23 protein-coding genes and 1 other annotated feature are annotated in these 24,912 nt (G+C 35.4%); of the genes, 10 read left to right on the forward strand and 13 right to left on the reverse strand.

Annotated features, from left to right (window positions below; all coding sequences use genetic code 11):
• Position 1: 1 nt before the first annotated feature.
• The 10 genes from serS to dnaA all read right to left on the reverse strand — a co-directional run bounded on the left by serS (position 2) and on the right by dnaA (position 13,886).
• Positions 2 to 1,288 carry a serine--tRNA ligase gene (gene serS / locus EL194_RS00360; RefSeq protein WP_003774151.1) on the reverse strand — a complete coding sequence of 429 codons (1,287 nt, stop codon included), beginning with the start codon at positions 1,286 to 1,288 and terminating at the stop codon, positions 2 to 4.
• Between the two features lie 34 nt (positions 1,289 to 1,322).
• Positions 1,323 to 1,510: a binding site (T-box leader), on the reverse strand.
• A gap of 75 nt (positions 1,511 to 1,585) precedes the next feature.
• On the reverse strand, positions 1,586 to 4,093 hold the full coding sequence (gene gyrA, locus EL194_RS00365; RefSeq protein ID WP_003774154.1) for a DNA gyrase subunit A: 2,508 nt from the start codon (positions 4,091 to 4,093) through the stop codon (positions 1,586 to 1,588).
• A gap of 9 nt (positions 4,094 to 4,102) precedes the next feature.
• Complete coding sequence (gyrB, locus tag EL194_RS00370) at positions 4,103 to 6,022, reverse strand: DNA topoisomerase (ATP-hydrolyzing) subunit B (protein WP_003774156.1); 1,920 nt, start codon at positions 6,020 to 6,022, stop codon at positions 4,103 to 4,105.
• Complete coding sequence (gene recF / locus EL194_RS00375) at positions 6,022 to 7,107, reverse strand: DNA replication/repair protein RecF (protein WP_003774158.1); 1,086 nt, start codon at positions 7,105 to 7,107, stop codon at positions 6,022 to 6,024. Before recF ends, gyrB begins: the two co-directional genes overlap by 1 nt.
• A complete protein-coding gene (locus EL194_RS00380) occupies positions 7,097 to 7,318 on the reverse strand; it encodes an RNA-binding S4 domain-containing protein (RefSeq protein WP_003774160.1) in 222 nt (73 codons plus the stop codon). Before EL194_RS00380 ends, recF begins: the two co-directional genes overlap by 11 nt.
• 128 nt (positions 7,319 to 7,446) lie before the next feature.
• The gene (locus EL194_RS00385; RefSeq protein WP_003774162.1) at positions 7,447 to 9,303 is read right to left on the reverse strand and encodes a PTS fructose transporter subunit IIABC; all 1,857 of its coding nucleotides are present in this window, start codon (positions 9,301 to 9,303) and stop codon (positions 7,447 to 7,449) included.
• 1 nt (position 9,304) lies between these two features.
• Entirely contained in the window at positions 9,305 to 10,231 is a 927-nt protein-coding gene (locus tag EL194_RS00390) for a 1-phosphofructokinase family hexose kinase (RefSeq protein WP_003774165.1), read from the reverse strand.
• Positions 10,232 to 10,333: 102 nt separating this feature from the next.
• On the reverse strand, positions 10,334 to 11,083 hold the full coding sequence (locus EL194_RS00395) for a DeoR/GlpR family DNA-binding transcription regulator (protein WP_003774167.1): 750 nt from the start codon (positions 11,081 to 11,083) through the stop codon (positions 10,334 to 10,336).
• A 5-nt stretch (positions 11,084 to 11,088) separates the two neighbouring features.
• Complete coding sequence (gene dnaN / locus EL194_RS00400) at positions 11,089 to 12,207, reverse strand: DNA polymerase III subunit beta (protein WP_003774169.1); 1,119 nt, start codon at positions 12,205 to 12,207, stop codon at positions 11,089 to 11,091.
• 263 nt (positions 12,208 to 12,470) lie between these two features.
• On the reverse strand, positions 12,471 to 13,886 hold the full coding sequence (gene dnaA, locus EL194_RS00405; RefSeq protein WP_003774172.1) for a chromosomal replication initiator protein DnaA: 1,416 nt from the start codon (positions 13,884 to 13,886) through the stop codon (positions 12,471 to 12,473).
• A gap of 737 nt (positions 13,887 to 14,623) precedes the next feature.
• Between dnaA and rpmH the strand changes: the two genes are divergently transcribed.
• From rpmH to EL194_RS00445, 8 genes are all read left to right on the forward strand, one after another.
• Entirely contained in the window at positions 14,624 to 14,758 is a 135-nt protein-coding gene (rpmH, locus tag EL194_RS00410) for a 50S ribosomal protein L34 (RefSeq protein WP_003774176.1), read from the forward strand.
• Positions 14,759 to 14,806: 48 nt separating this feature from the next.
• The gene (gene rnpA, locus EL194_RS00415) at positions 14,807 to 15,133 is read left to right on the forward strand and encodes a ribonuclease P protein component (protein ID WP_003774178.1); all 327 of its coding nucleotides are present in this window, start codon (positions 14,807 to 14,809) and stop codon (positions 15,131 to 15,133) included.
• 29 nt (positions 15,134 to 15,162) lie between these two features.
• A complete protein-coding gene (yidC, locus tag EL194_RS00420; protein ID WP_003774181.1) occupies positions 15,163 to 16,005 on the forward strand; it encodes a membrane protein insertase YidC in 843 nt (280 codons plus the stop codon).
• A gap of 17 nt (positions 16,006 to 16,022) precedes the next feature.
• Positions 16,023 to 16,637 carry a Jag family protein gene (locus EL194_RS00425; protein WP_003774183.1) on the forward strand — a complete coding sequence of 205 codons (615 nt, stop codon included), beginning with the start codon at positions 16,023 to 16,025 and terminating at the stop codon, positions 16,635 to 16,637.
• Between the two features lie 39 nt (positions 16,638 to 16,676).
• Positions 16,677 to 17,225: an aminoacyl-tRNA hydrolase gene (pth, locus tag EL194_RS00430; RefSeq protein ID WP_013853497.1), complete on the forward strand. Its 549-nt coding sequence runs from the start codon at positions 16,677 to 16,679 to the stop codon at positions 17,223 to 17,225.
• A gap of 2 nt (positions 17,226 to 17,227) precedes the next feature.
• Positions 17,228 to 20,644, forward strand: a complete 3,417-nt coding sequence (mfd, locus tag EL194_RS00435) for a transcription-repair coupling factor (protein ID WP_003774187.1) — start codon at positions 17,228 to 17,230, stop codon at positions 20,642 to 20,644.
• A complete protein-coding gene (locus EL194_RS00440) occupies positions 20,641 to 20,913 on the forward strand; it encodes an RNA-binding S4 domain-containing protein (protein WP_003774188.1) in 273 nt (90 codons plus the stop codon). Before mfd ends, EL194_RS00440 begins: the two co-directional genes overlap by 4 nt.
• A 79-nt stretch (positions 20,914 to 20,992) precedes the next feature.
• Complete coding sequence (locus EL194_RS00445) at positions 20,993 to 21,313, forward strand: FtsB family cell division protein (protein ID WP_003774191.1); 321 nt, start codon at positions 20,993 to 20,995, stop codon at positions 21,311 to 21,313.
• Between the two features lie 45 nt (positions 21,314 to 21,358).
• Here the strand turns inward: EL194_RS00445 and EL194_RS00450 are convergent, their stop codons facing one another.
• The 3 genes from EL194_RS00450 to EL194_RS00460 all read right to left on the reverse strand — a co-directional run bounded on the left by EL194_RS00450 (position 21,359) and on the right by EL194_RS00460 (position 23,221).
• Complete coding sequence (locus EL194_RS00450) at positions 21,359 to 22,363, reverse strand: linear amide C-N hydrolase (RefSeq protein ID WP_003774193.1); 1,005 nt, start codon at positions 22,361 to 22,363, stop codon at positions 21,359 to 21,361.
• Positions 22,364 to 22,462: 99 nt separating this feature from the next.
• Positions 22,463 to 22,999, reverse strand: coding sequence for an NUDIX hydrolase (locus EL194_RS00455; protein ID WP_003774195.1), 537 nt, complete (start codon positions 22,997 to 22,999; stop codon positions 22,463 to 22,465).
• Positions 23,000 to 23,221 carry a hypothetical protein gene (locus EL194_RS00460; RefSeq protein WP_003774198.1) on the reverse strand — a complete coding sequence of 74 codons (222 nt, stop codon included), beginning with the start codon at positions 23,219 to 23,221 and terminating at the stop codon, positions 23,000 to 23,002. It lies immediately after the preceding gene.
• Positions 23,222 to 23,313: 92 nt separating this feature from the next.
• Between EL194_RS00460 and tmk the strand changes: the two genes are divergently transcribed.
• Together tmk and EL194_RS00470 are read left to right on the forward strand one after the other, a co-directional pair.
• On the forward strand, positions 23,314 to 23,937 hold the full coding sequence (gene tmk, locus EL194_RS00465) for a dTMP kinase (RefSeq protein WP_003774199.1): 624 nt from the start codon (positions 23,314 to 23,316) through the stop codon (positions 23,935 to 23,937).
• Positions 23,930 to 24,880, forward strand: a complete 951-nt coding sequence (locus EL194_RS00470; RefSeq protein ID WP_003774201.1) for a DNA polymerase III subunit — start codon at positions 23,930 to 23,932, stop codon at positions 24,878 to 24,880. The genes tmk and EL194_RS00470 overlap by 8 nt, the downstream gene beginning before the upstream one ends.
• Positions 24,881 to 24,912 lie beyond the last annotated feature (32 nt).

Raw genomic sequence — 24,912 nt, forward strand, 5'->3', positions numbered from 1 at the left:
CCTATTGATTAGGCTCTATTTTTTTCTTGAATCCCATGTAGGGTTGAAGTGCTTCAGGAATCAATACACTCCCATCTGCTTGAAGATTGTTCTCTAAAAATGCGATAAGCATTCTTGGTGGTGCTACAACTGTATTATTTAAAGTATGTGCATAAACACGGCCTTCTGGCGTATCAATACGTATTTTTAATCTACGTGCTTGAGCATCTGTTAAATTTGAACAGCTTCCGACTTCGAAATATTTCTTCTGTCTTGGGCTCCATGCCTCAACATCAACACTCTTATTCTTTAAATCCGCAAGATCTCCAGAGCAACATTCGAGAACACGAACAGGAATATCTAGGGTTCTAAAGAAATCTACTGAATTGTGGTAAAGTTCTTCGAATAGTGCCGCGCTGTCATCTGGGTGGCATACTACAACCATTTCTTGTTTCTCAAATTGATGGATACGGTATACCCCGCGTTCCTCAATTCCGTGAGCCCCTACTTCTTTACGGAAGCATGGTGAGTAACTTGTAAGTTTATGAGGTAGCGTTTCTCCGTCGATAATAGTATCAATGTATTTACCAATCATGGAGTGTTCACTTGTACCGATTAGATATAAGTCTTCTCCTTCGATTTTATACATCATGTTTTCCATCTCTTCAAAACTCATTACGCCACTTACTACATCACGATGAATCATAAATGGAGGGATAACATAGTCATAGCCACGATCAATCATAAAATCGCGTGCATATGAAGTAACTGCGGAATGCAATCGTGCGATATCCTTTTGAAGGTAATAGAATCCAGCTCCCGCAACTTTTCGTGCTGCATCAAGATCAATACCGCCAAACGACTCCATAATATCAGTGTGATAAGGAACGTCGAATCCTTTATCGACAATATCTCCCACTGTATAGCGTTCAACATTCTCACTGTCATCTTTACCAATAGGTACATCGTCCGCAATGATATTAGGGATCTCCATCATTAAAGCTTTTATTTTATCAAACAAAGGTTCTTCGCGTTCTTCGATATCTTTAAGTTCGAGAGCGAAAGCTTGAACTTGTTCCTTTACAGCATTTGCTTCATCAATCTTTTTCTGACCCATAAGCTGACCAATTTGTTTACTTAAAGCATTACGTTGCCCTCTTAGTTCATCGGCGCGAGTCTTAATTCCGCGATATTCAATATCTAGAGCAATGATTTCGTCTACCATATCCGCTTTATGTTCTTGGAACTTCTTCTTAAGGTTTTCCTTAATAAGCTCAGGATTGGTTCTAAATAGATTAATATCTAACATATTTTTCTCCTTTTGAAAATAAAAAAAACACCTCTTAAGGGACGTGTAAACGTGGTGCCACCCTTTTTCATATGTTCCACGTGGAACATACCTTTAACAGATAACGGTTGTCTTCCGAAATGAATCTCTCCAGGGTGGAACTATAAAGTTTTATAATGATTTTCACCAAGCATCATCTCTCTTAAATAAAACAGTTATATTAATCCCTCTCAACGAGTTAAGTAAATTATAGCGATTATCATATTTTAAGTCAAATAGAATCGAAAGAAAAAGCAAGGAGTTTCCTCCTTGCTTATGTTACTCTGCAATTTCTATTTCTTTTTCATTAACAGGTTCTACTTGATCTGTTGTTTGTTCTTCATCTGGTTCCTCAACTGTAGGTTGAAGAATCGCAACTTGCGACACAGAATCTGTTTCACCAACGTTAATCAAACGAACACCAATCGTTGATCGTCCATAAATTCCGATGTTACTGATTTCTGTACGAATAACAGTTCCTTCATTAGAGATGATTAATGCTTCCTCATCACCGTTAACTGCACGAAGTGAGACAAGGTTACCATTCTTCTCAGTAATGTTTACTGTTTTAACGCCCTTAGCCCCACGTTTGGTGCGTCGGTATTCCGCGATGTCAGTACGCTTACCGTAACCTTTTTCGGTTACAGCTAGGATATATTGACCTTCACGGTCAGTAGCAATTCCTACTACTTCACCTTCATCAACATTAAATCCAATAACACCTGATGCTGTACGTCCCATAGAACGGACTTCATTTTCATCGAATCGAACGGCCTTACCGTTGCTTCCTCCGATAATGATTTCATTATCTCCGTTTGTCATGCGAACACCTACGAGTTCGTCATCTTCACGAAGTGTAATCGCAATTTTACCGTTTTGGCGTATTGATTCAAACTCTTGAACTTCAACACGTTTCACAATACCTTGTTTTGTAACGAAGAATGCATATTTTGATTCGTCATCTTTCGCAACTTTAACGAGCGTTTTAACGGTTTCACCTTCTGTAAGGTTTAATAAGTTAACAACTGGTATTCCTTTTGATGTACGGCTTGATGACGGTACATTAAATCCGCGAATACGGTAAACTTTTCCGAGGTTTGTAAAGAGTAATAGATAATCATGTGTCGACATCGCTATAAATTGATCAACGGTGTCTTCATCGTATGTACTAATACCGCGTACACCTTTTCCACCGCGATTTTGTGTATTGAATGAATCAACTGTGGTACGTTTGATATATCCATTCATTGTCATCGTAACAACAATATCTTCAACTGGAATTAAGTCTTCATCTAACATATCAATATCAGCTTCTACAATTTCAGAACGACGATCATCACCAAATTTTGTTTTGATTTCGATTAATTCATCTTTAATGATTGTAAGCAATCGGTCGTGGTTCGCTAAAATATCTTTTAAATCAACAATTAGAATAGTTAATTCATTGAATTCATTCTCAACTTTATCACGTTGCAATCCGGTCAAACGACGCAATTGCATATCTAATACTGCTTTAGATTGAATTTCTGTTAAATCAAACGCTTCATTGAGTCGAGTAATCGCTTCTGGATCATCCTTGGATGAACGTATGATTGAAATAACTTCATCAATATGATCAAGTGCAATCATAAGTCCTTGTAGGATATGTGCGCGATCTTCTGCTTTTTTCAATTCAAATTGTGTTCTACGTGTAACAATTTCAATTTGATGATCACGATAGTGACTTAATACTTGTAATAGATTTAATAACTCAGGTCTTCCATTAACAAGTGCTAACATATTCACCCCAAACGATGATTGGAGTGCTGTAAGACGATAAAGTTGGTTTAATACAACTTCCGCTTGAACTTCTCTTCGTAGTTCTACTACAATACGAATTCCTTCACGGTTTGATTCATCTCTTAGGTCTGTGATTCCATCAATTTCTTTATCACGAACAAGTGTTGCGATTTTTTCTACTAAAGTAGCTTTATTAACTTGATATGGGATTTCGGAAATAATAATTCGTGGTTTACCATTCTTCATTTCTTCGATATCCACTTTTGCCCGCATAACTACAGAACCTCGTCCTGTTTCAAACGCTGACTTGATTCCACTACGTCCAAGTAAAAGTGCCCCTGTTGGAAAATCAGGACCAAAAATATAATCTTCCATTAGTTCTTTGATTGTTATATCTGGGTTATCGATTAATGCAATCGTTGCATCAATTACTTCTCCAAGATTATGAGGAGGAATATTTGTTGCCATACCAACCGCAATCCCAGTACCACCATTAACAAGAACATTAGGGAAACGCGATGGTAGTACAACGGGTTCACGCTCTTCACCATCATAGTTATCAATAAAATCTACAGTATTCTTATTGATATCACGAATTAATTCCATTGAGATTTTAGACATACGCGCTTCTGTATAACGCATCGCAGCCGCACCATCTCCATCGATTGATCCGAAGTTACCGTGACCATCAATCAACATATATCGATATGAAAATTCTTGTGCCATACGTACCATTGAATCATAAACAGCTGTATCACCATGAGGGTGATACTTACCAATTACTTCACCAACAATACGAGCAGATTTTTTATAAGGTTTATCACTTGTCATACCAAGATCATTCATCGCATATAAAATACGGCGGTGAACTGGTTTCAAACCATCACGCACATCTGGCAACGCACGTGAAACAATAACCGACATGGCATAGGAGACGAATGATTTTTTCATTTCTTCAGAAATATTACGTTGTTTTATTTTGTCATAACTCTGTGTATTATCTTCCATTATGTCCTCCTAAATATCCAAATCAGCATATTCAGCATTTGCCTGAATAAATTCACGACGTGGTGCTACTTCATCACCCATTAAGGTTTCAAAAATAACATCTGCTTCCATTGCATCATCAATTGTAACTTGTATTAATGTACGTGTTTCTGGATCCATAGTTGTATCCCATAACTGTTCAGGATTCATTTCCCCAAGACCTTTGTATCGTTGAACATTAAAACGGTCGCCAAATTCAACTTTCAATTCATCCAACTCTTCTTCCTCATAGGCATAAGCAATTTTGTTTCCCCGGGAAATTTTATAAAGTGGCGGTTGAGCGATATAGACGAATCCATTTTCGATGAGTGGTCTTAAGAATCGATAGAAGAATGTTAATAATAACGTTCTAATATGCGCACCATCGACATCGGCATCGGTCATAATAATAATTTTATGGTAACGTAACTTGTCGATATCCATTTCATCGGATACTCCTGTACCAAATGCAGTAATCATCATACGAATTTCATTGTTATCAAAAATTTTATGTAAACGTGCTTTTTCAACGTTAATAACTTTACCTCGAAGTGGTAAAATCGCTTGGAATTTGCTATCACGTCCCTGCTTAGCACTTCCACCAGCAGAGTCCCCCTCGACGATATAGATTTCGCATTCGGATGGGTTTCGATTCGAACAATCCGCAAGTTTTCCAGGTAAAGAAGAAACTTCAAGCGCCCCTTTACGACGTGTTAACTCACGTGCTTTTCGAGCGGCAACACGCGCTTTTGATGCGATTGCAGCCTTATCAACGATGATTTTAGCGTCATCTGGATGTTCCATCAAGAAACGTTCTAATTGTTCACCGAAGACACTGGAAACAATCTTACGAACTTCACTATTACCGAGTTTCGTTTTTGTTTGTCCCTCATATTGAGGATCTGGATGTTTTACAGAAATAATCGCGGTGAGTCCTTCACGTACATCATCCCCTAAAAATCCGTCATCATCTTTTTTAAGTAAATTGTGTTCTTTAGCGTAATTATTAATTACACGTGTTAACGCTAGTTTAAATCCATCTTCATGCGTTCCACCTTCGTGTGTATTAATATTATTACAGAATGAATAAATGTTTGGCGTAAAACCATCATTATATTGCATTGATACTTCAACAAGTATTCCTTCTTCTTCACCCTCACAATATACGATTTCTTCATGTATTGGAGATTTATTAGCATTCATATACTGAACATATTCACGAAGTCCATCTTCGTAGACAAATTCTAGATGTCTTGTCTCTTCAGGTTCGCGTTCGTCTTGGAAAACAAGTTTAATCCCCTTGTTTAAAAATGCAATCTGACGTAAACGATCTCGTAACACATCGTGTGAAAATTCTGTCGTTTCAGTAAAAATTGTAGGATCTGCTTTAAATCGAACAGTTGTCCCTTTTTTATCAGTTTTACCAACTTCTTTGAGTGGTACCGCTACTTTTCCACCCTCTTCAAAACGAAGGTAGTATTCAATACCATCCAAATAAATTTTGACTTCTAACCATTCGGACAACGCGTTAACAACAGAAGCCCCAACACCGTGAAGACCACCTGATACTTTATATGCTCCACCACCGAATTTCCCTCCGGCATGAAGTACAGTAAAGATCGTTTCAGCTGTTGAAACACCTGTCTTCGCATGAATTCCAACAGGAATCCCACGACCATTATCTGATACAGAAATAACATTGTCTTTATCCACATTCACAATAATTTCTGTTGCAAACCCAGCTAAAGCTTCATCAATACCATTATCTACAATTTCCCAAACTAAATGATGTAAACCACGAGATGCGGTAGTACCAATATACATCCCAGGTCGTTTACGTACCGCTTCCAATCCTTCAAGAACTTGAATATCGGAAGACGTATATGAATGATCTACTTTTGTATTCGACATTAAATAACCTCCTCTACATTACCACTGACAACTTTAAAGACTGATTTATCACGCTTCGATTTAACATAGTCTAAATCTGTAGTAGTAATAAAAACCTGCATTTCTTCGTGTAATACGTTTAAAACACGTTCACGTCTTACATTATCCAATTCAGAAAACAAATCATCTAAACACAAAATTGGATATGTTTTACGACTTTGAAAAATTAATTCCACAATCGCAAGTTTAAAAGCAATTATAAGCATTCGCTTTTGTCCCTGTGATGATACGTTCACAACAGGAATATCATTTATCATAAAAATAAAATCATCGCGGTGGATTCCATTTTGCGTGACCTTGAAATCACAATCACGTTGGAATGAATCCTGCATCTTCGACAATAATTGCTCCTTCAAATCTCCTTCAAGACTGATTGGTGCTTTATAATGTAAAACTATATGATCTTTGGAATCACTGAGAAGATGATAATAGTGATTAATGATTGGATTGAGTGCATGTACAAACTTAGCTCTCATTTCAATAATCAAAATAGACGCATCCACTAATTTTTCCGTTAAAATTTCCAGATAATCTTGATCTACATTTTTATTTTTCAAATACGCATTACGCTCTGATAGTAACTTATTCGACAAACTTAATTGATTGAGATAACGCTTTGACATTTTCCCCAATTCAAAGTCGATTTCTCTTCGTCTTTTTCTCGGACTGTTAGAATAGAAATTTATATCTTCCGGATTAAACAGCACAACATTACAACGACCGATAAACTCGGTCATTTTTTTTAATGGTTGTTGATTAACTTGAAGATACTTTCCAGCACTACTCAGTACTACTTTAAGATTTTGAGTATTATTCTGATCCTCAATATCGGCAATAACGCTTAAAAATTCATTACCGTATTGAATGAGATATTCATCCGAACTAACACGAAAGGATCGCCCTGAAGAAAGATAAACAAGCGACTCGATAATATTCGTCTTCCCTTGACCATTATCCCCTACAAAAACATTTATGTTTTTATTAAATGATAGATTGAGATTCGAGATATTTCGAAATTGCTTTAATTCAAGATTTTTAACCTTCATGTTCTGTTGTGATTTCGTGTTTATTACCGTTAATTACAACAACATCTCCAGGATACAACTTTCTACCGCGTCGGTTCTCTTCTTCTCCGTTTACTTGAATTGAAAACGAATGAATCAGGTGTTTCGCTTCACCACCCGAATTAACATAATCCGCCACTTTTAGAAATTGTCCTAAAGTGATATATTGAGTCTCTTTTTTCATAGCACCCATCCTTTTTATTACCTTATTATTATACTATAAAACCGAATTAAAATCATCTTTTTACGGCTCTTAAAACGCACAAAAAACCACATTCTTTAAACGAAATGTGGTTTCATGATAATTGTGTTAAAAAACAACTAAATACGCTTTAAAATACCCATTAAAAGCCCACTAACAACAGAACCAATAATGATAAACAAAATATACAAGAGTGGTTGACTCACAAGAAGAATAACAAAGAGTCCACCGTGTGGTGCATTAACCGTGATATTGAACGCTAAAGACAAAGCTCCAGTCAGTGCGGAACCAACAATAAAACTTGGTATAACACGAAGCGGATCACTTGATGCAAATGGAATTGCACCTTCAGTAATGAAAGAAGCTCCTAAAATCAAGTTTGTCATACCCGCCTGACGCTCTTCAGCTTTAAATTTATGTTTGAATAATAATGTAGCAACAAAGACAGCAAGCGGAGGAACCATTCCTGCAGCCATTACCGCTGCCATTACCGCACTCCCTTGCCCTGCTGCTGTAGCAGCTAAAGTACCTGTCCCAAAGACATAAGCAGCCTTATTAATTGGACCACCGAGGTCTACAGCCATCATACCGCCCAAAAGTGCTCCCAACAATACCGCATTTGTGCCTGACAAGCCGTTTAAGAAGCCATTCATTGCTTCATTAACAGATTTCATAGGTATATTTATTAAAACCATCAATAAACCTGTCACAAGCACCCCTAGTACCGGATACAAGAGGATCGTTTTGATACCGTCTAAGCTTTGTGGAAGATTCGTTAGAAGTTTCTTAATCATATTCATTGTATAACCTGCTAAGAAACCACCAATTAGAGCACCTAAGAACCCTGCACCTCCTGTCGATGCAATACCACCGGCAACAAAACCTACAACAAGACCTGGACGGTCTGCAATACTATAGGCAATATAACCTGCTAGAACGGGTAACATAAATCCGAATGCTTGGCCTCCAATATCCTTCAAGATAGCTGGAAATGCATTATAAGAACCCAGTTGACCTAACTCCGCTGTTGGCACACCAATGAGCTGGTCAAGCATAAATGCAATAGCAATCAGAATCCCACCACCAACAACAAATGGTAGCATATGTGACACACCATTTAAGAGATGCTTATAAAGATTACTTCCTTCAGACTCTTCATTTGAAGAATCGGTAGAAGATGCGGTATAAACGTCCGCTTCAGTTAATGCTTTGTCAATCAATGAATCAGGATGACTTATTGCAGAAGCAACCGGAACTTTAATTAATTTTTTTCCATTAAAACGATTCATCTCAACATTAATATCGGCAGCAACAATAACTGCATCCGCATTTTTAATATCGTCTTGTGTTAAACGATTTCCAACTCCAGATGATCCATTTGTTTCAACTTTAATCGCAATTCCTTTATTTTTAGCTGTTTCTTGTAGTTTTTCAGCTGCCATATATGTATGCGCAATACCTGTTGCACATGCAGTTACAGCAACTACAAATGATTCACTATCCACAACTTCCTGTTTTGGTTCATTATCGATATCAAATGCTTCAACCAATTCATCATAGGTTGAAGCAGTACGTATTGCTTCTTGAACTTCTGACTTCATCAATAGACCGGATAATGTGGATAAGATTGATAGATGATCATCGCCTGAATTTTCAGGTGTCGCAATCATAAAGAACAGATGCGCTGGTTTTCCATCCATAGAGGCAAAATCAATTCCAGTATCACTACGTCCAAAGACAACAACGGATTCAGATACGACAGAACTTCGACCATGAGGAATCGCAATTCCATCACCAACACCAGTCGTACTTATTGCCTCACGTTCTTTAAGTGTCTCAATAAAAGACATTTCATTCGCTACAATTCCCTCTTGGCTTAGCTTCTGGGCCATTTCAGTAAGAACTTCATCTTTAGATGATGCATTTAAATTAAAAATAACAAGATTCGGTTTTAAAACTTGAGTAATGTTTTTCATATTATAGATCGATCCTTTCGATAATTATTTTATCTTTTAGTTTTTCAATTGTTTCAAAAGACGCAAGATGATCAGAGAATGCTGTGGCACTTCCAGCAGCACAGGCCAATCGATACGCATCAACTAGCGAATAATCATTTACATAACCATATATAAATGCTGCAACCATCGAATCACCAGCACCTACAGAATCTATCAGAACCCCTTCAGGTGCATATGCGCGATAACAAGCTTCATCAGTAATTAACATAGATCCTTGTGATCCAAGTGAGACAATAATATTACGTGCCCCCCTTTCAATTAATTTTTTTGACTCACTTAATAATCGTTCAAAGGATAAATTCTCATTTTGTAAGCCGAGAATAGCACAAATTTCATCCTGATTTGGTTTTATTAAGATTGGATGATAAGAAATCATATCAATGAGTTTGTCTGAACTAACATCAACTGCAAAAGGGATATTTTGTTTATCTAGTGCCTCACAAACTGAGACATACCAGTCGTAAGACATTCCCGATGCAACACTACCAGTTAGAACAACAAAGTCCTCTGGCTTAAGTGTCGTTATAAATGTAGATAACGCTTCAATTAGAGAAGCATCGATAGGATGACCACTCCCATTAATTTCCGTCTCTCCCTTGTAATCAAGTTTAATATTGATGCGAGTTGGATGTTTAGAGTCTCTAAAACCATCAACAAGTAGAGGATATTTTTTTAATTCTTCACGAATGTGATTTCCTGTAAATCCGCCGAGAAATCCAACACATGTGGAAGATTGTCCAAGATTGTTGAGTACAACTCCGACATTAATACCTTTTCCACCAATACGTATCTGTTCTTCTTCAGAACGATTCGTTATCCCCAAGGATAATGTTTTTGGGGACATTAAGTAATCAATTGAAGGGTTAAGTGTAACGATATAAATCATAATTATTTCCTCCTAAAAATAGAATAACATATTATGTAAGTGGTTTCAAACATTATTTATCATAAAATATCATTTATATTCAATACATAGAAAAAGGTGAACTTATCGCTCACCTTGTATTTTAATATCATAGTTATTATATGCTTTTCCTGGATCTTGATCTGTAATAAGAACTCCATCATTAGATGATGCGAATCGCACACTTGATTTCTTATTAAACTTAGAACTATCTCCAATAAAATATACCTGTGATGATTGAGCAATAATTGTTGATTTCGTTACTGCTTCCATTTCATCCGGTGTGGAAAATCCAAAATCCACATCCAATGCATTAAATCCAATGAATGCTTGGTCAAAATTCATCTGCTTTAAATACTGTGTACTTAATCCACCTACTGCAGCACGCGTTGTAGGCTTCACAAAACCACCGATAACATAACACTCGATACCATACTGCACTAATGCTTCCACATGATGTAAACCGTGCGTATAGACCGTAACATGCTTATCTTTGAGATATGGAATCATCCGTGAAACAGATGTTCCAGCATCAAGATATACAACAGCATTCGTTTTAACCAATGATGCAGCTGATTTTGCTAATTGGTCTTTAATATCAGAATTAACGTCGTTTCGTGTATGTAATTCAATATCATTAGAGTAATCTCGTATTGTGATGGATGTAGCACCACCATGAACTTTATGAACTAACCCTTTTTCATCCAATTCATTGATATCTCGACGAACGGTTATTTCGGAAACATCCACAAGTTGTGCAAGCTCTTCAACTTTTGCAAATTGATGCAAATCAATATAGTGGATAAGTTGTAAATGTCTTTGATTCTTTAACATACTATTTAATCGAAGGTTCTTACAGGTAATACGAGTTGAACAATCGAATCATCTTCTGGGTTTTTAAGAATGAACGCTTGCATTTCTCCCACAAATAAAATCTTAACGGTATCTGTTTTAAATGATTTCAGTGCTTCAATCATATAACGACCACTAAAAGAAATTTTTAAATTACCACCAATGTAATCAATTGGTTTTAAGATTTCTTCAGAGCTACCGATTTCTTGAGATTTTGAACTTATCAACACACCTTCATTCGATGCTTCTAATTTTACAGTCCAATAACCGTCACTCTTTAGAAAGGATGAGCGGTCAATTGCACTAATCATATCGTGACTATTTACTGTTAATTCAAATCCATACTCTGCTGGAATTAATCGATTTACATCAGGGAATAATCCATCGATAAGACGTGATTGAATTAGAGTTGAATCCACATAGAATTGAACAAGTTTATCTGAAACTGCAATATGAACGTCTTTATTGTCACTGATTGTCTTCGAGACTTCATAAAGATTTACTGCAGGAATACAAATATTGAAATCCATAGGTGTTGGTAGATCAATTGATTTTTTAGCTAATCGATAGCTATCAGTCGCAACACAGTTCATGGTATTTCCATCTGCCTTAAAATTAACGCCTGTGAATATTGGACGATCTTCACTTGTAGAACAAACGAATGCTGTTTGTTGAATCACTTCGGAAAGTTTAAAACCAGGCATCTTAAATTCTTTAGTTGGTTTTGTAAAATCAATTGTTGGATAAAGTTCTGCTTTACTACCATTGATGTTATATTCGGCTTTATTTCCACTAATGCGTGTTAACGCACCATCAATAATTTCAAAATCAATAAAATCGCTATCAAGCTTACGAACTGCTTCTAGAATATAGCGTGACTCTAAAACTACTTCCCCTTCTTCATAAACGTTCAATTTATTTTCGTCATTCGCATAAAGAACTTCTTTAATGGAAATATTTGAATCACTTGCAATTAATGTTAAAGCATCGTCTCTTAACTCGAACTTAATTCCAGACAGAATTGGTAACGGTGAATGTGTAGATGCTGCACGTCCTACAGAGGACAATGCTTTATAAAATGATTGTTTCTTTATATTGAACTTCATATAACCCTCCAAATGATAAACACTATTGTCTTAATTATATCATATTATGAACTTTTTATTGTATTCTTTTTCGTAAAAATAAACCTATTTCCTAAAGAACTTTTAATTAAATTGTTCTACAAGGCGATAAGTTTATTAGTATTAAATAATTAATTAGTATTACTAGGGTCTGTGGATAAGTGTATAACTTGTATGAAACACTGTAAACAAGCAGTTATTTGATGATAAAAATCTGTTGCTAAAGTGTGGATAACTGTTGATAACTATTTAATTTTAGCTTCAAGTTCATAAACAGCACGTGCAAGCATTTGGTCTGTTTTAAGTTTCTTTTCTATCTTATCGCAAGCACTGATAATTGTAGAGTGATCACGCTTTCCAAAATCCTCACCAATTTTATTATAAGGCAAGTCAAGATGTTTACGGCATAAGTAGATTGCAATATGACGTGCATTCGCAATTGCTTTTGTACGCGCTTTGGACACAAGTTGTGCTTGGGTTAATCCATAGTAGTCCGCAACGATGCGTTTAATGGTCTTTGTATCGAGTTCATTAGTTTTAATGGGTTCCCCATTTGTTTTAAAGGCATTCATCGCGATGTTGATATCAATATGATCATTTTGCGAAAACTCAATTGAGAAGAAGAGCAATCTGTTTAGAGCACCCTCAAGCATACGCACATCTTTTGAGAAATTTGATGCGATATAGCTTAGTACATCTTCATCAAACAATCCTGGATCAACACTTTTGTGTTTAATTTTTAATTCAAGAATTGCAAGTGATGTTTCAAATTCTGGAGAATCAACACCGACAGATAGACCTGAGGAAAAACGGCTTATTAAGCGGTCTTCAAGACCTTTAATTTCTGTTGGTAGACGATCACTTGTAATGACAATTTGTTTTTTATTGTAAATAAGTTCATTAAAGATATGGAAGAATATCTCATGGGATTTTTCTTTACCCGCAAGAAATTGAATATCATCAATCAGGAGAACATCAAGGTTATACATTTGCTCTTTGAAATCTTCAATTGTTCGATTTTGTATTGAATTAGCGACTTGTCGGACAAAATCAGAGCTAGATGTATAGAGGACACGAGCATCCGGATTAAGTTTTTTGATATAATTACCAATCGCGTTTAAGAGATGAGTTTTCCCCAGTCCAGAATTACCGTATATAAAGAGTGGTGTGTAAAACTGTCCAGGACGATAAGCACATCCTAATGCTGCAGAATGACTTTCTTTGTTACTTGGACCAACAACAAAGTTATCAAATGTTTGATTCGGGGCAATTCCATCATTACGAATGACGACAGGAATTTGAGGTTGAACGGGAACTTGAACTGCAATATTTTTTTTAAATTCATTTTCGAGTAAAACCTCACAAGCCATTGAAGTTTTATCCAAAATTTGATTAATAACGTCGTTTAAAAAAGGAATCTCTTCCGAAAGAATAACTTTTTGGAGATAAGTTGGAACGACAATTACAGCCCTTGACTCATCTAATGCAGCAAGGTTAGTGTCTTCGATGTACGTATTATAGATTGGTTCATCGAAATGATTGCTTTCCTTGATCGCCAGTTTAACTTTCCCCCACACATCTTCTAAATAAAATTTCATAGTTGTCATATTCAAATACCCCTTTGCAAGTTCTATAATATCAAATTTAAAATACAATTCCATAGACAAAAAAACTCCCCACAAGTTATCCACACAAACTTTAGTGGAATATCGCTATTTTAATGCTTATATAGATAGTTATCCACAATTGTCCACAAAATTATAAATGTTTATAAAATGTGGAGTTCTTAAATAAGTTATCAACATAGCGTTGAAAGAATTCCTGATATGAATATTTTAAGAATTATACTCAAGCATATCAACACATAAATATACAGTATAGAAGCGGTATTATGTAGTTTCCCACATTATCCACAATCTGTTGATAAACAATGTTATAAACTAGTCTAAAATGGTGTTTATAGTTTTCTAGGTGTTTTTATGAGTTTAAATCCATCCACAGAATTTATCCCACAGATCTCCTAGGGTTACCAACATTTCATACAACAACCCTGAAAAAGTGGATAACTTTAGTAATTTTTAGTACATATCAACGAATATTGGTGAATAAAGCACAAGCATCGGAGAATTTTTGATGGTATGCTTACCGTTTTTTTGCTTATAAATTATATTATGGATGCTATAAACTAAAAAAAACGAAAAAAATATCGTGATTGAAAGATGAATGTGTTACAATAACGATGATAATTCTATAAAGTTAGAATGAAATAGTATCAATTAGATGGTGAATCAGATAATCAAAACGTTATTTAAGACACTTTATTGACATTGAAAAGTATTTCTTATATAATTTTAAAGCATTTGCTCTTCGTATATATAAAGAACTGGAGGTGGTTTTCATGAAGAGAACTTATCAACCGAGCAAACGGAAACACCAAAAGGTCCATGGTTTTAGAGCCCGTATGAAAACAGTAGGCGGTCGCCGCGTGCTTTCACGTCGTAGATCAAAAGGAAGAAAAGTGTTATCTGCATAACAGTCACCCTTATGGGTGACTTTTTTGTCATAGTGGAAGTGAAAAAAAATGAGAGAAGAATTTAGAGTAAAAAAAGCCGCGGAATTTCAAAAAATCATGGGGGCTCGTCGATTTAAAAATACTAAAGCTTTTACAGTATATATAGATAAGAGAACTAAAGATAACTCACGTTATGGAATTGCAGCACCAAAAAAATTGGGAAATGCAGTAGTGCGTAACAAAACAAAACGCCAAATAAGAAGCATGCTCCAAGATATCAACATGTTTGATACGCCTTACGATTACATAGTTCTAGTTCGAAAAAAATATTACGAACAGAGTTATGAGGAAAATCAAAAAGACTTGGAAAACCTAATAAAAACGGTTAAAATATAAAGTGAGTATTTTTAGATTAGGAGATAGGTATGAAAAAATATAAAAAACTGATTATTTTCAGTATTTTGCTACTAGCATTAACTGGATGTACTCAAGTTATTGATCCACAAACGAAACAAGTATATGCCGACAAGATCATTAGTTTAGGTGATTCATGGACATGGGGTAGTGACACATGGTTCGGAGCCCTATTTGTATGGCCAATTGCACAAGCATTAAACTTTTTCTCACAATACGTTGGAACAATCGGTTCTATTGTTGTTGTAACATTAATCATTAAAATTATTACAATTAAGGGTTCAATTAAAGCAACTGTTCAACAACAAAAAATGCAATTAATTGGTCCTGAACAAGCTCGTATTGAAGCGAAGTATCAAGGTCGTAATGATCAACAAGCAAAACTTCAAAAAGCTACAGAGATGCAAAAATTGTTTGAAAAACATGAAATTAATCCAATGGGTGCTTTAGGAGGAACATTCCTTCAATTGCCAATTATGATTGCAATGTATCAAGCAGTTATGCGTTCAGAAGCAATTATTAATGGTACTGTATTTGGACAAACTTTAGAATTAACACCTATGCAAGGATTTACACAAGGAAATATTATTATTATTGGAATTTTTATTCTAATGGCTTTATCACAATTCCTATCAATGTTCTTGCCACAATATCTCGCTAAACAAAAGATTCGCAAACGTTCATATGAAAAGCAACCCGCTAATCAAGCAAATATGATGATGTACTCATCATTAATCATGATTGTTGTTCTTGCTCTAAACTGGCAAGTAGGTATGAGTTTATACTGGATGGTTTCGGCTCTTGCACAATTAGTACAAACATTATTTATTAATCATAAATACGGCGCAAAATAATAAAAGGAGGAATACACGTGAAGCAATATACAGCTAGGTCTTTAGATGATGTTCTAAAAAATGTCGCTAAAGAAAAGAATGTTGAACAAAGTGATCTTATCTATTATGTCATTGAAGAAAAATCAGGTTTCTTAGGCATCGGGTCGAGTGTTACTGCTGAAGTGTTTGCCCTTGATGATGTCAAATTGTTTGTTGAAGAATATTTTGATAAATTCTTTACAGGTTTGGGATTAAAAGTTGAACAAGAAATTACTGTCAAAAATAATAACGTTAAAGTTTCATTAAATGCTGACAACAACGCAATCCTCATTGGTAAAAATGGGAAGTCATTGGAAGGTATGAATATGTTACTGAAACATGTAGTAAATTCAGAGTTTAAACGTCGTTTTTATGTCATGATTGATATAAATAACTATAAAACAGATCGTTATCAAAAACTTAAGGCTATGGCAAAACGGATTGCTAAAAATGTGAGTCGTTCAAAAATTGACGCATCTTTAGATCCTATGCCGAACGACGAACGTCGTGTGATTCATAAAGAATTGACCAATTTTCCAGGTATCCGCACACAGAGTGAAGGTTCCGGAAGAGACCGTCATCTTAAGATTGTATATGATCCAAACAAAGAGTAAGGGAAGTCCCTTATTCTTTTTTGCTTAATGGAGGAATGTATGAAAGTTATCGTAGGATTAGGAAATCCAGGAAAACAATATGAGAATACAAGACATAACGCAGGTTTTCTTGTGATTGATGAGGTTGCATCGAAATTAGGTGTCTCGATTTCAACCAATAAATTTAAAGCTCTCATTGCAGAGACATTTGTAGGAACAGAGAAGGTAGTTTTAGTTAAGCCACAAACCTTTATGAATCTCTCGGGTGAATCTGTAGGCGAGGTCATGCGTTATTATGATGTCGATTTAGAGGATCTACTGGTAATTAGTGATGATATGGATATAACTGTAGGATCACTTAGACTTAGAGAAAAAGGATCGTCAGGTGGACAAAAAGGTGTTAAGAGTATTATTGATCACTTAGGATCTAATGAATTCTTAAGACTTAAAGTTGGAATTGGTAAGAGCACCCAAATTAAAACCGTTGATTGGGTTCTCGGTAAAATTGATGAAGAGACAGCGATTTCTTTAGGTGCTCAATGTGTTAGTGATTTTATCAGTGGAAAACGCACCGATCAACTGATGAATGAATACAATATAAGAGTCTAGTGATGAATTGGTTATATAATTATTTAGAAAAACATGAACTTGTTAAAGAGTACACCCAGGGCAAAAGTGTTTTTGCCCATTTAAGCGTGGTTCAAGAAGCACTTTTAGTATTAGGTTCAAGTAAAATTAGTAAGAAACCATTATTTATAATTAAGGAAAACGAACAACAAGCATCGAATTTATATAATGAGATTAAACATCTTGATGAGAATGCAAATGTTGTTTATTACAATCATGAAGAATCGCTTCGCGTTGAGGCTATCGTTCAATCAGAAATAATGAAAGCTAACCGAATTGACGCATTATTTAAAATTATAAATGGTGATTTTGATATTTGTATTACTCATGCTATTGCTTCTGTAAGAAAGCTCTCACCTGCAGAAGTGCTTAAGGCATCAATCATAAATATTAAAACAGGTGATGAGTGGGAACCATTACAGCTTGCTCGAGAACTTGAGCGTCTAGGTTACACACGGGTTAAGTATGTTGAGAAACCATTTACGTATGCTATTCGTGGTGGGGTTTGTGATGTGTTCTCAATCCAAATGGAACAACCGCTGCGAATTGAGTTTTTTGACGTAGAGGTCGACAGTCTTCGATATTTCGATATTGAAAATCAGCGATCTTTATCAAGAGTTGAGGAAGCAACAATTGCGTTTGCGACCGATATCCTTCTTAAAGAAAATGATATACAAGAAATTAGTAATGCATTAACTTCCAAAATAGAGGGAATCGAAAATAACGATTTGATTCATGAAATGGAACAGAAGCGCGAGTTATTACAAATGAATCAATTTGATGTAACCTTGTATCCACTTCTTTCTTTTTGGTCAAACTATGCAACTATTTATGATTATCTTAAAGACGCAAACACATATATGAGTCCAATTGAGGCAATCGAAAGAACGCTCAAGCAAAATGCGTTAGATTCTCACACTTTTATTGAAGAGCAGTATGAGATGAATCAGATGATTTTTGTTTCAGATATTTTTGAGTCATTTGAACGTATCAAAGCGAAACATACGCATCGAGAAATTTTTGAATACCAGACTGAAGGCGAAGTCTTTATTCCCTGGCATTCAGCAAATATTGTATCGGAAAGTATTGAACAAACCATGAAGTGGCTTAAAAAAGAAGCCATTACTCAAAAAGTAATAATCACTTTAGATGAAGATACTATGGAAGATTTTATTAAGATCATGCTCCAACAAGGTGTTGAGTATCAAGTTTTAACGGATAAACCAACCTCAAATGGAATCTATATCGACTATGGTCATATAACTTCAGGCTTTATTCTTGAGGATTTAAATACAGTTGTTTATACCGCTAACGAATTGTATAAGTATAAGAAAAAAATGTTCCGATACGATAATAAATTCTTAAAAGCAGAATCTTTAAGTCAGCTTTCTGATCTCGATACATTAGATTATGTTGTCCACAGACAATATGGAATTGGAAAATATATGGGAATCACAACAAAAGAAATTGAAGGAATCCATAAAGATTTTATGAGGATTCTTTATCGTGATGGTGATGAGTTGTTTGTACCACTCGAACAGTTTAATCTTGTGAGAAAGTTTATGTCACGAGAGGCGGCATCTGTGCGCCTTAGCAAGCTTGGAACAAGCACATGGCAAAAAAATAAAGAACGTATTAAACAAGATGTTGCGGATGTTGCAGATAAACTTGTCACACTCTACTCTACAAGAATGGATGCAAGTGGATTTGCTTTCAGCCCAGATACAGAGTATCAAAAGCAATTTGAAGATGCATTTGAATATGAATTAACACAGGATCAGAAAACCGCAATTGATGAGATTAAGCGTGATATGGAACGCGATGTTCCGATGGACCGTTTGCTTTGTGGTGATGTTGGATTTGGGAAAACTGAAGTTGCCATTCGTGCTGCATTTAAAGCTTTTGTAGACCATAAGCAAGTCGTTTTCCTTTGTCCAACAACAATCCTTTCTCAACAACATGCTCGAACACTCAAAGAACGTCTTAGTGACTTTCCTGTAACGATTGAGGTTTTAAATCGATTTGTTTCTGATAAAGAAAAAAACGAAATAATTCAACGTGTTAAAGATGGAAAAGTTGATATTTTAGTTGGTACACACCGTGTTTTATCGCGTGATGTTAAGTTTAAAGATCTTGGACTTTTGATTATTGATGAAGAACAACGCTTCGGTGTTGAGCATAAAGAACGTATTAAGGAGTTTAAGGTGTCTGTGGATGTATTATCCCTCAGTGCGACTCCAATACCTCGAACACTCCAAATGTCTCTTATTGGGCTCCGCAGTCTATCACAGCTTAATATGCCACCTTCAAATCGTCTTCCAGTTATGACCTATATTATTGAGAAAAACCAGAAAACAATTAATGATATTATTTCTAAGGAACTAAATCGAGATGGACAAGTGTTCTACTTATTTAATAATGTAGAGCAAATATATTCTGTTGCATCAGTAATCGCTAATCATGTTGAAGCAGCGAACGTTGCAGTCGTACATGGACAAATGGAACGACATGAAATCGAAGATGTTATGATTCGATTTATTAGTAAAGAGATAAATGTATTGGTATGTACGACAATAATAGAAACAGGAATTGATATTCCAAATGCGAATACGATTATTGTTGATAATGCGCATCGTTTTGGTTTATCACAACTCTATCAAATCAAAGGTCGTGTAGGACGATCAGATCGTCTTGCCTATGCATACTTTGTCGTTCCCAATAAACGTGGACTAACAGAGCTCGCTCAGAAAAGACTTCAGGCCATCAAAGAATTTACTCAACTTGGTAGTGGATATAAAATCGCGATGCGCGATTTAACCATTCGTGGTGCTGGTGAGCTCTTAGGTGGAAATCAATCAGGCTTTATTGATACCGTCGGAATCGACTTATATGTACAACTTCTTAAAGAGGCTATTGCGAAACGACAGGGTAAAGAAGTAATTGATGTTGAAGAGCAAGAACGATTTAATCTTAAAGTGGATGGATATTTACCGGAAGACTTTACGAGTGATGATGGTGAAAAATTAGACCTATACCAACAAATTAATCAAATACAATCTATAGATGAGTTAAAACATTTTAATGAGATGATTGATGACCGCTATGGTAAATTACCGAACTCTGTTAAGATGTTATTAGAGAAAACACGTCTTGAATTGTTCTTAAACGATAAGCGTATTAAGTCTTTTAAAGAACGTGTCAATAAAGTAGAATTAGTCTTTACAGAGGAATATAGTAGCCAAGTAGATGGGGTACATTTATTCGAATTAATCTCTGAAAAGTCCAGTGAAATTAAGATAAAGTATCTAAATCAAACAATTATTATTACCATGCCAATGTATACAGAATGGGCAGAGGATTTAGTTTATATACTTGAAAATTTAAAGGAGCAACAAATATGAGACTTGATAAATATTTAAAAGTATCACGAATCATTAAACGCCGTACTGTAGCCAAAGAACTTGCAGATGATGATCGTGTCTTTATTAATGGAAAAAAAGCGAAACCCTCATCTGAGGTTTCGCTTGAAGATGAAATTGAAATTCGATTTGAACACCGTCATATAAAAATAGAAGTCACATTTTTAAGTGATAAAATATTGCGAAGCAATCCACCAATGTATGAACTTATTTCCGATCAACGCATCGATCGGAACGTTCTAGAAAACTGACAACTCTTGCATTTTTTGAGAATGTCAGTATAATGAGTATAGATAAATAAACTAACAAAAAAGAAAGAGGAGTGGAAAGATGGGACAAACAGTTACGAAAACGCGAATAGCTAAGAATCCAACAATTAAATTTGCATCAATCATTCTTGGTATTTTGATAGTATCCGTTTCATGCCTAATGTTATCTAAATCTGCAAAAGAATTAGTATCAACATTCCAATTGAATCAACAACTTAAAAGTGAACGCTCAAATTTAAAAGTACTTGAAACAAAACAAGGTGAACTTGCTCTTGAAAAAGCAAAACTTCAAGATCCTACTTATGTTCAAAACTATGCTCGAGGAAAACACCTCTTGTCAAAGTCAGAAGAACAAGTATTTATCTTACCTAAAACAGAATAATATGAAAAAGAGTAACAGAAATCGTTACTCTTTTTTTATGTCTAATTATAATTTATTCATGGTCTCTATCATTTGTTTACGTCTCACTTCATAACGAATAATTTCATGATTATTAACCAATTGAGGATCAAAATAAAATTGTTGGATTTGTCGATTCTCATAAGTTGAGATATTGATCGTTCTGTTTTCTAAATCATATGCCGATGTGTATTGTGTGTACTGTACTTGTTCCTTTTCGTCTACAATGAGACCATAAGGGATATCGACGGTATTTAGAATACGAAAAACTTTATCTAAAGCCTGATCGTCGTGAGGTTGTTCTGAGAGACTGTTAAATACGGTAGCTCGGACAAATCGTGATTGTGGTGTAAAATCACCAGGTAAACCAAATAAACCATTACCCATTCCAGAACTAAATGTTTCAAACTTTCCAAATTTTCGTGAAGGATAAATATGGTTATTCATTGATACATAATTTTGTAGGTTTTGAACATGCCATGGAAATTCGGGTTGATTGGTGAACGTTCCAATTTCATTAGGATATATATCAAAAGATCCAGCTGAGGAAGGCTCGAGTACGATACTAGCACCGGTACGGTCTACAAATACATAATGTTGTGGGATTACGTTTCCATGGATATTGGGTTCACTTGATATTGCGACTTCTTTAATGGCTTTACGATGTAAATCAATGATAGAATCACAGTTTAAAAGTGCCCAGGTAACAAATTCTTCTCCCCGTAACGCCTGCTTACCCATTAACTCGATTGCACTACTTGGAGCGTAATCAGCATAATCATTTCCAAAATAAAAGCTACCACCTGCGAGTCCATGTTCATTCATACCATCCATTAATAAAATATCTTGACTGGAATCGTTAAGACTGATTCCTGCTGCAGCGTTTTTCGCAACTATCGGAGAGAGCATCGTATTAATAGCTGTTCCACGAGGGACAATCACTCCACAAACGGGTAAAAATGTATCAAATTCTTGGGTTCTTCCCCAATAAGTATTATTTTGCTTTGATATTACTTGTATTCCTGTACACATATAAGTACCGCCTTTCTCGTCTCTAATATATTAACATTTTATGTGAGCAATTGGTGAATAAGCATCAAAAAAGGCTAACCAAATGAACGGTCTAGCTTTTTATTTTTGAGAGAGATAATAGTTTACTTTGTAAGCAAGGGAAATCGTCTTTGCATCTGTTATCTTATTTGACTCAATATCATTAATAATGTCCTGAATATCCCGCGTATAGACATTTAAGACTTCATTTTCATCAAGTTCTTGTCCAACGTAGTCTAAATCAGTTGCATAATAAAGATACAGGACTTCATCGAGATATGCAGGGGATGGGTGAATGTATCCAAGATGAATCAGTGTTTTTGCGACAAACCCAATTTCTTCACGTAATTCACGTAATGCGGCATCAAGTGGTTGTTCTTCTTTATCAATTTTTCCAGCAGGAAATTCTCGCATAATCTGTTCAACACCATATCGATATTGATCAACACAATAGAATGCTTTATCATCATGGGTTGCGGCGATACACACACCACCATCATGCTTTAAAATTTCAGCTTCAAACAATCCGGTCTGTGTTTCAAATTCAACGTCATATACATCTATAATCTTTCCTTGATACTTGAGTACTTCATTTAGTTTTAAGCCGTCTCTTACCATCTAATCTTCCTTCTTTATAATATGTTTAACCAGAACTCCAAAAGCAATACAAAACATCAATAATGTTAGTACCGTCAGAAACATAGTATTAAGAAAGTAGTTAATTACAATTAATAGTACTACGATTCCTAAAACAAGCATATATACATTGTCATTTGATGCTTTTTCAAATCCATTTTTAATTTGTTCAATCATAATTGTTTCCTCTGATAATTTCTTCATCCCTTACATAATAATCCAAATTGCTAAAACACACAACTTTTAGAATAGACCGTGCTATACCATGCTATAATATTCAAAGAAGAGGTGGCAACATGACATTATTTGTATCATTTGAAGGTCCAGATGGAAGCGGTAAAACGACAATTACCAAGATTGTTTCGGAGTATTTTGAGAAGAAGAATCAACCTGTTCTCTGTACTCGAGAACCGGGAGGAATTCGTATTTCTGAAAAGATTAGAGAGTTGATTCTCGATCCGGAACATGAAGAAATGGATGATCGCACAGAGGCATTACTTTATGCTGCAAGTCGCCGACAACATTTAATTGAGAAAATTAAACCTGCACTTGGTAGGGGAGAACTTGTAATTTGTGATCGATTTGTTGATAGTTCTCTCGCTTATCAAGGCTATGCCCGTGGAATTGGTATTGATGATGTTTGGGATATAAATATGTTTGCTATCGATGGGTTTTTACCTGACTTAACAATCTTTTTGGATTTGAAACCTGAAGAAGGCCTGAAGCGTATTGGTGTTCGTGGATATAAAGACCGATTGGAGCTTGAAGGGGACGTCTTTCATGAAAAGGTGTATCAAGGCTACCAAGAAGTGATTCGTCGTTTTCCAAATCGTATTAAGATTGTGGATGCAGCTCAGTCCATTGAAGATGTTGCTGCGGATGTGATTAAGATTATTGAGACGCAGTTGAGTTATGAATAACATTCAAAATCAAACTAAAGCCTTAAATCTATTTCATCGACAACAATCCAAAAATCGAGTTTCTCACGCATATTTGATTGTTGGGGATTATGGGACACTTGACTACGCTAAATATATGGCAATGAGTATGATGTGTGGTGAACAAGACATCGGTGCTTGTGGATCCTGTAGTACATGTCAGCGAATCGATTCTGAAAACCATGCGGATTTCAGAATATTAAGTGGAAAAGAACAAAGTATTAAAAAATCTGAGATTATCAGTCTGAAAGAGTATTTTAGTCAGTCATCCATTGAAACAGCGGGCCATCAAGTCTATATAATCGAAGATGTGGATAATGCGACTGTTGAGGCAATGAATAGTCTTCTAAAGTTTTTAGAAGAACCAGAGGGTGATATTGTCGCAATCTTAACAACACGCAATGAAAATCGTGTTCTTGAAACAATACGTTCGAGATGCTTAACGGTTCATCTTGAATCCATGAATCATCAAGTTTTATTTGATAAAGCACATGAACAAGGGATTGATGATGTTGATGCTTATTTATTATCGAGGATGAATCATAACTTTGAAGAACTCGAACTTCAAAGTAGTACTGAAGTGTATAAAGAAGCCAGTTCAATCTTTTTTGATGTTCTTGAATGTTTAAACCAACGTGACTACTTATCCGCAATCCTAACGTTGCAAGTAGAAGGCATTAAGAAAAAAAGATTGGATAGAGAACGCTTGTTATTGTTATTTGAACTACTGGAATTGTCCTTTTCATCACAAGGTCAGCAAGAACAAACGATACACCTTCGTACAAACGCAATAACAAATGTAGATCGTATTCATTTACTTCAAATAGTATTAAGCTTGAAAGATCGTATAAGACCTGGCGTTAATATTAATTTGGTTATTGATCAATTTGGATATGAATTAACGAAATACTACAAGAACCTTTAATTTCGATTAAAGGTTTATCTATTTTAGGAGAA

Origin of the sequence: Erysipelothrix rhusiopathiae, from assembly GCF_900637845.1 — a bacterium.
Taxonomy (GTDB): domain Bacteria; phylum Bacillota_I; class Bacilli_A; order Erysipelotrichales; family Erysipelotrichaceae; genus Erysipelothrix; species Erysipelothrix rhusiopathiae.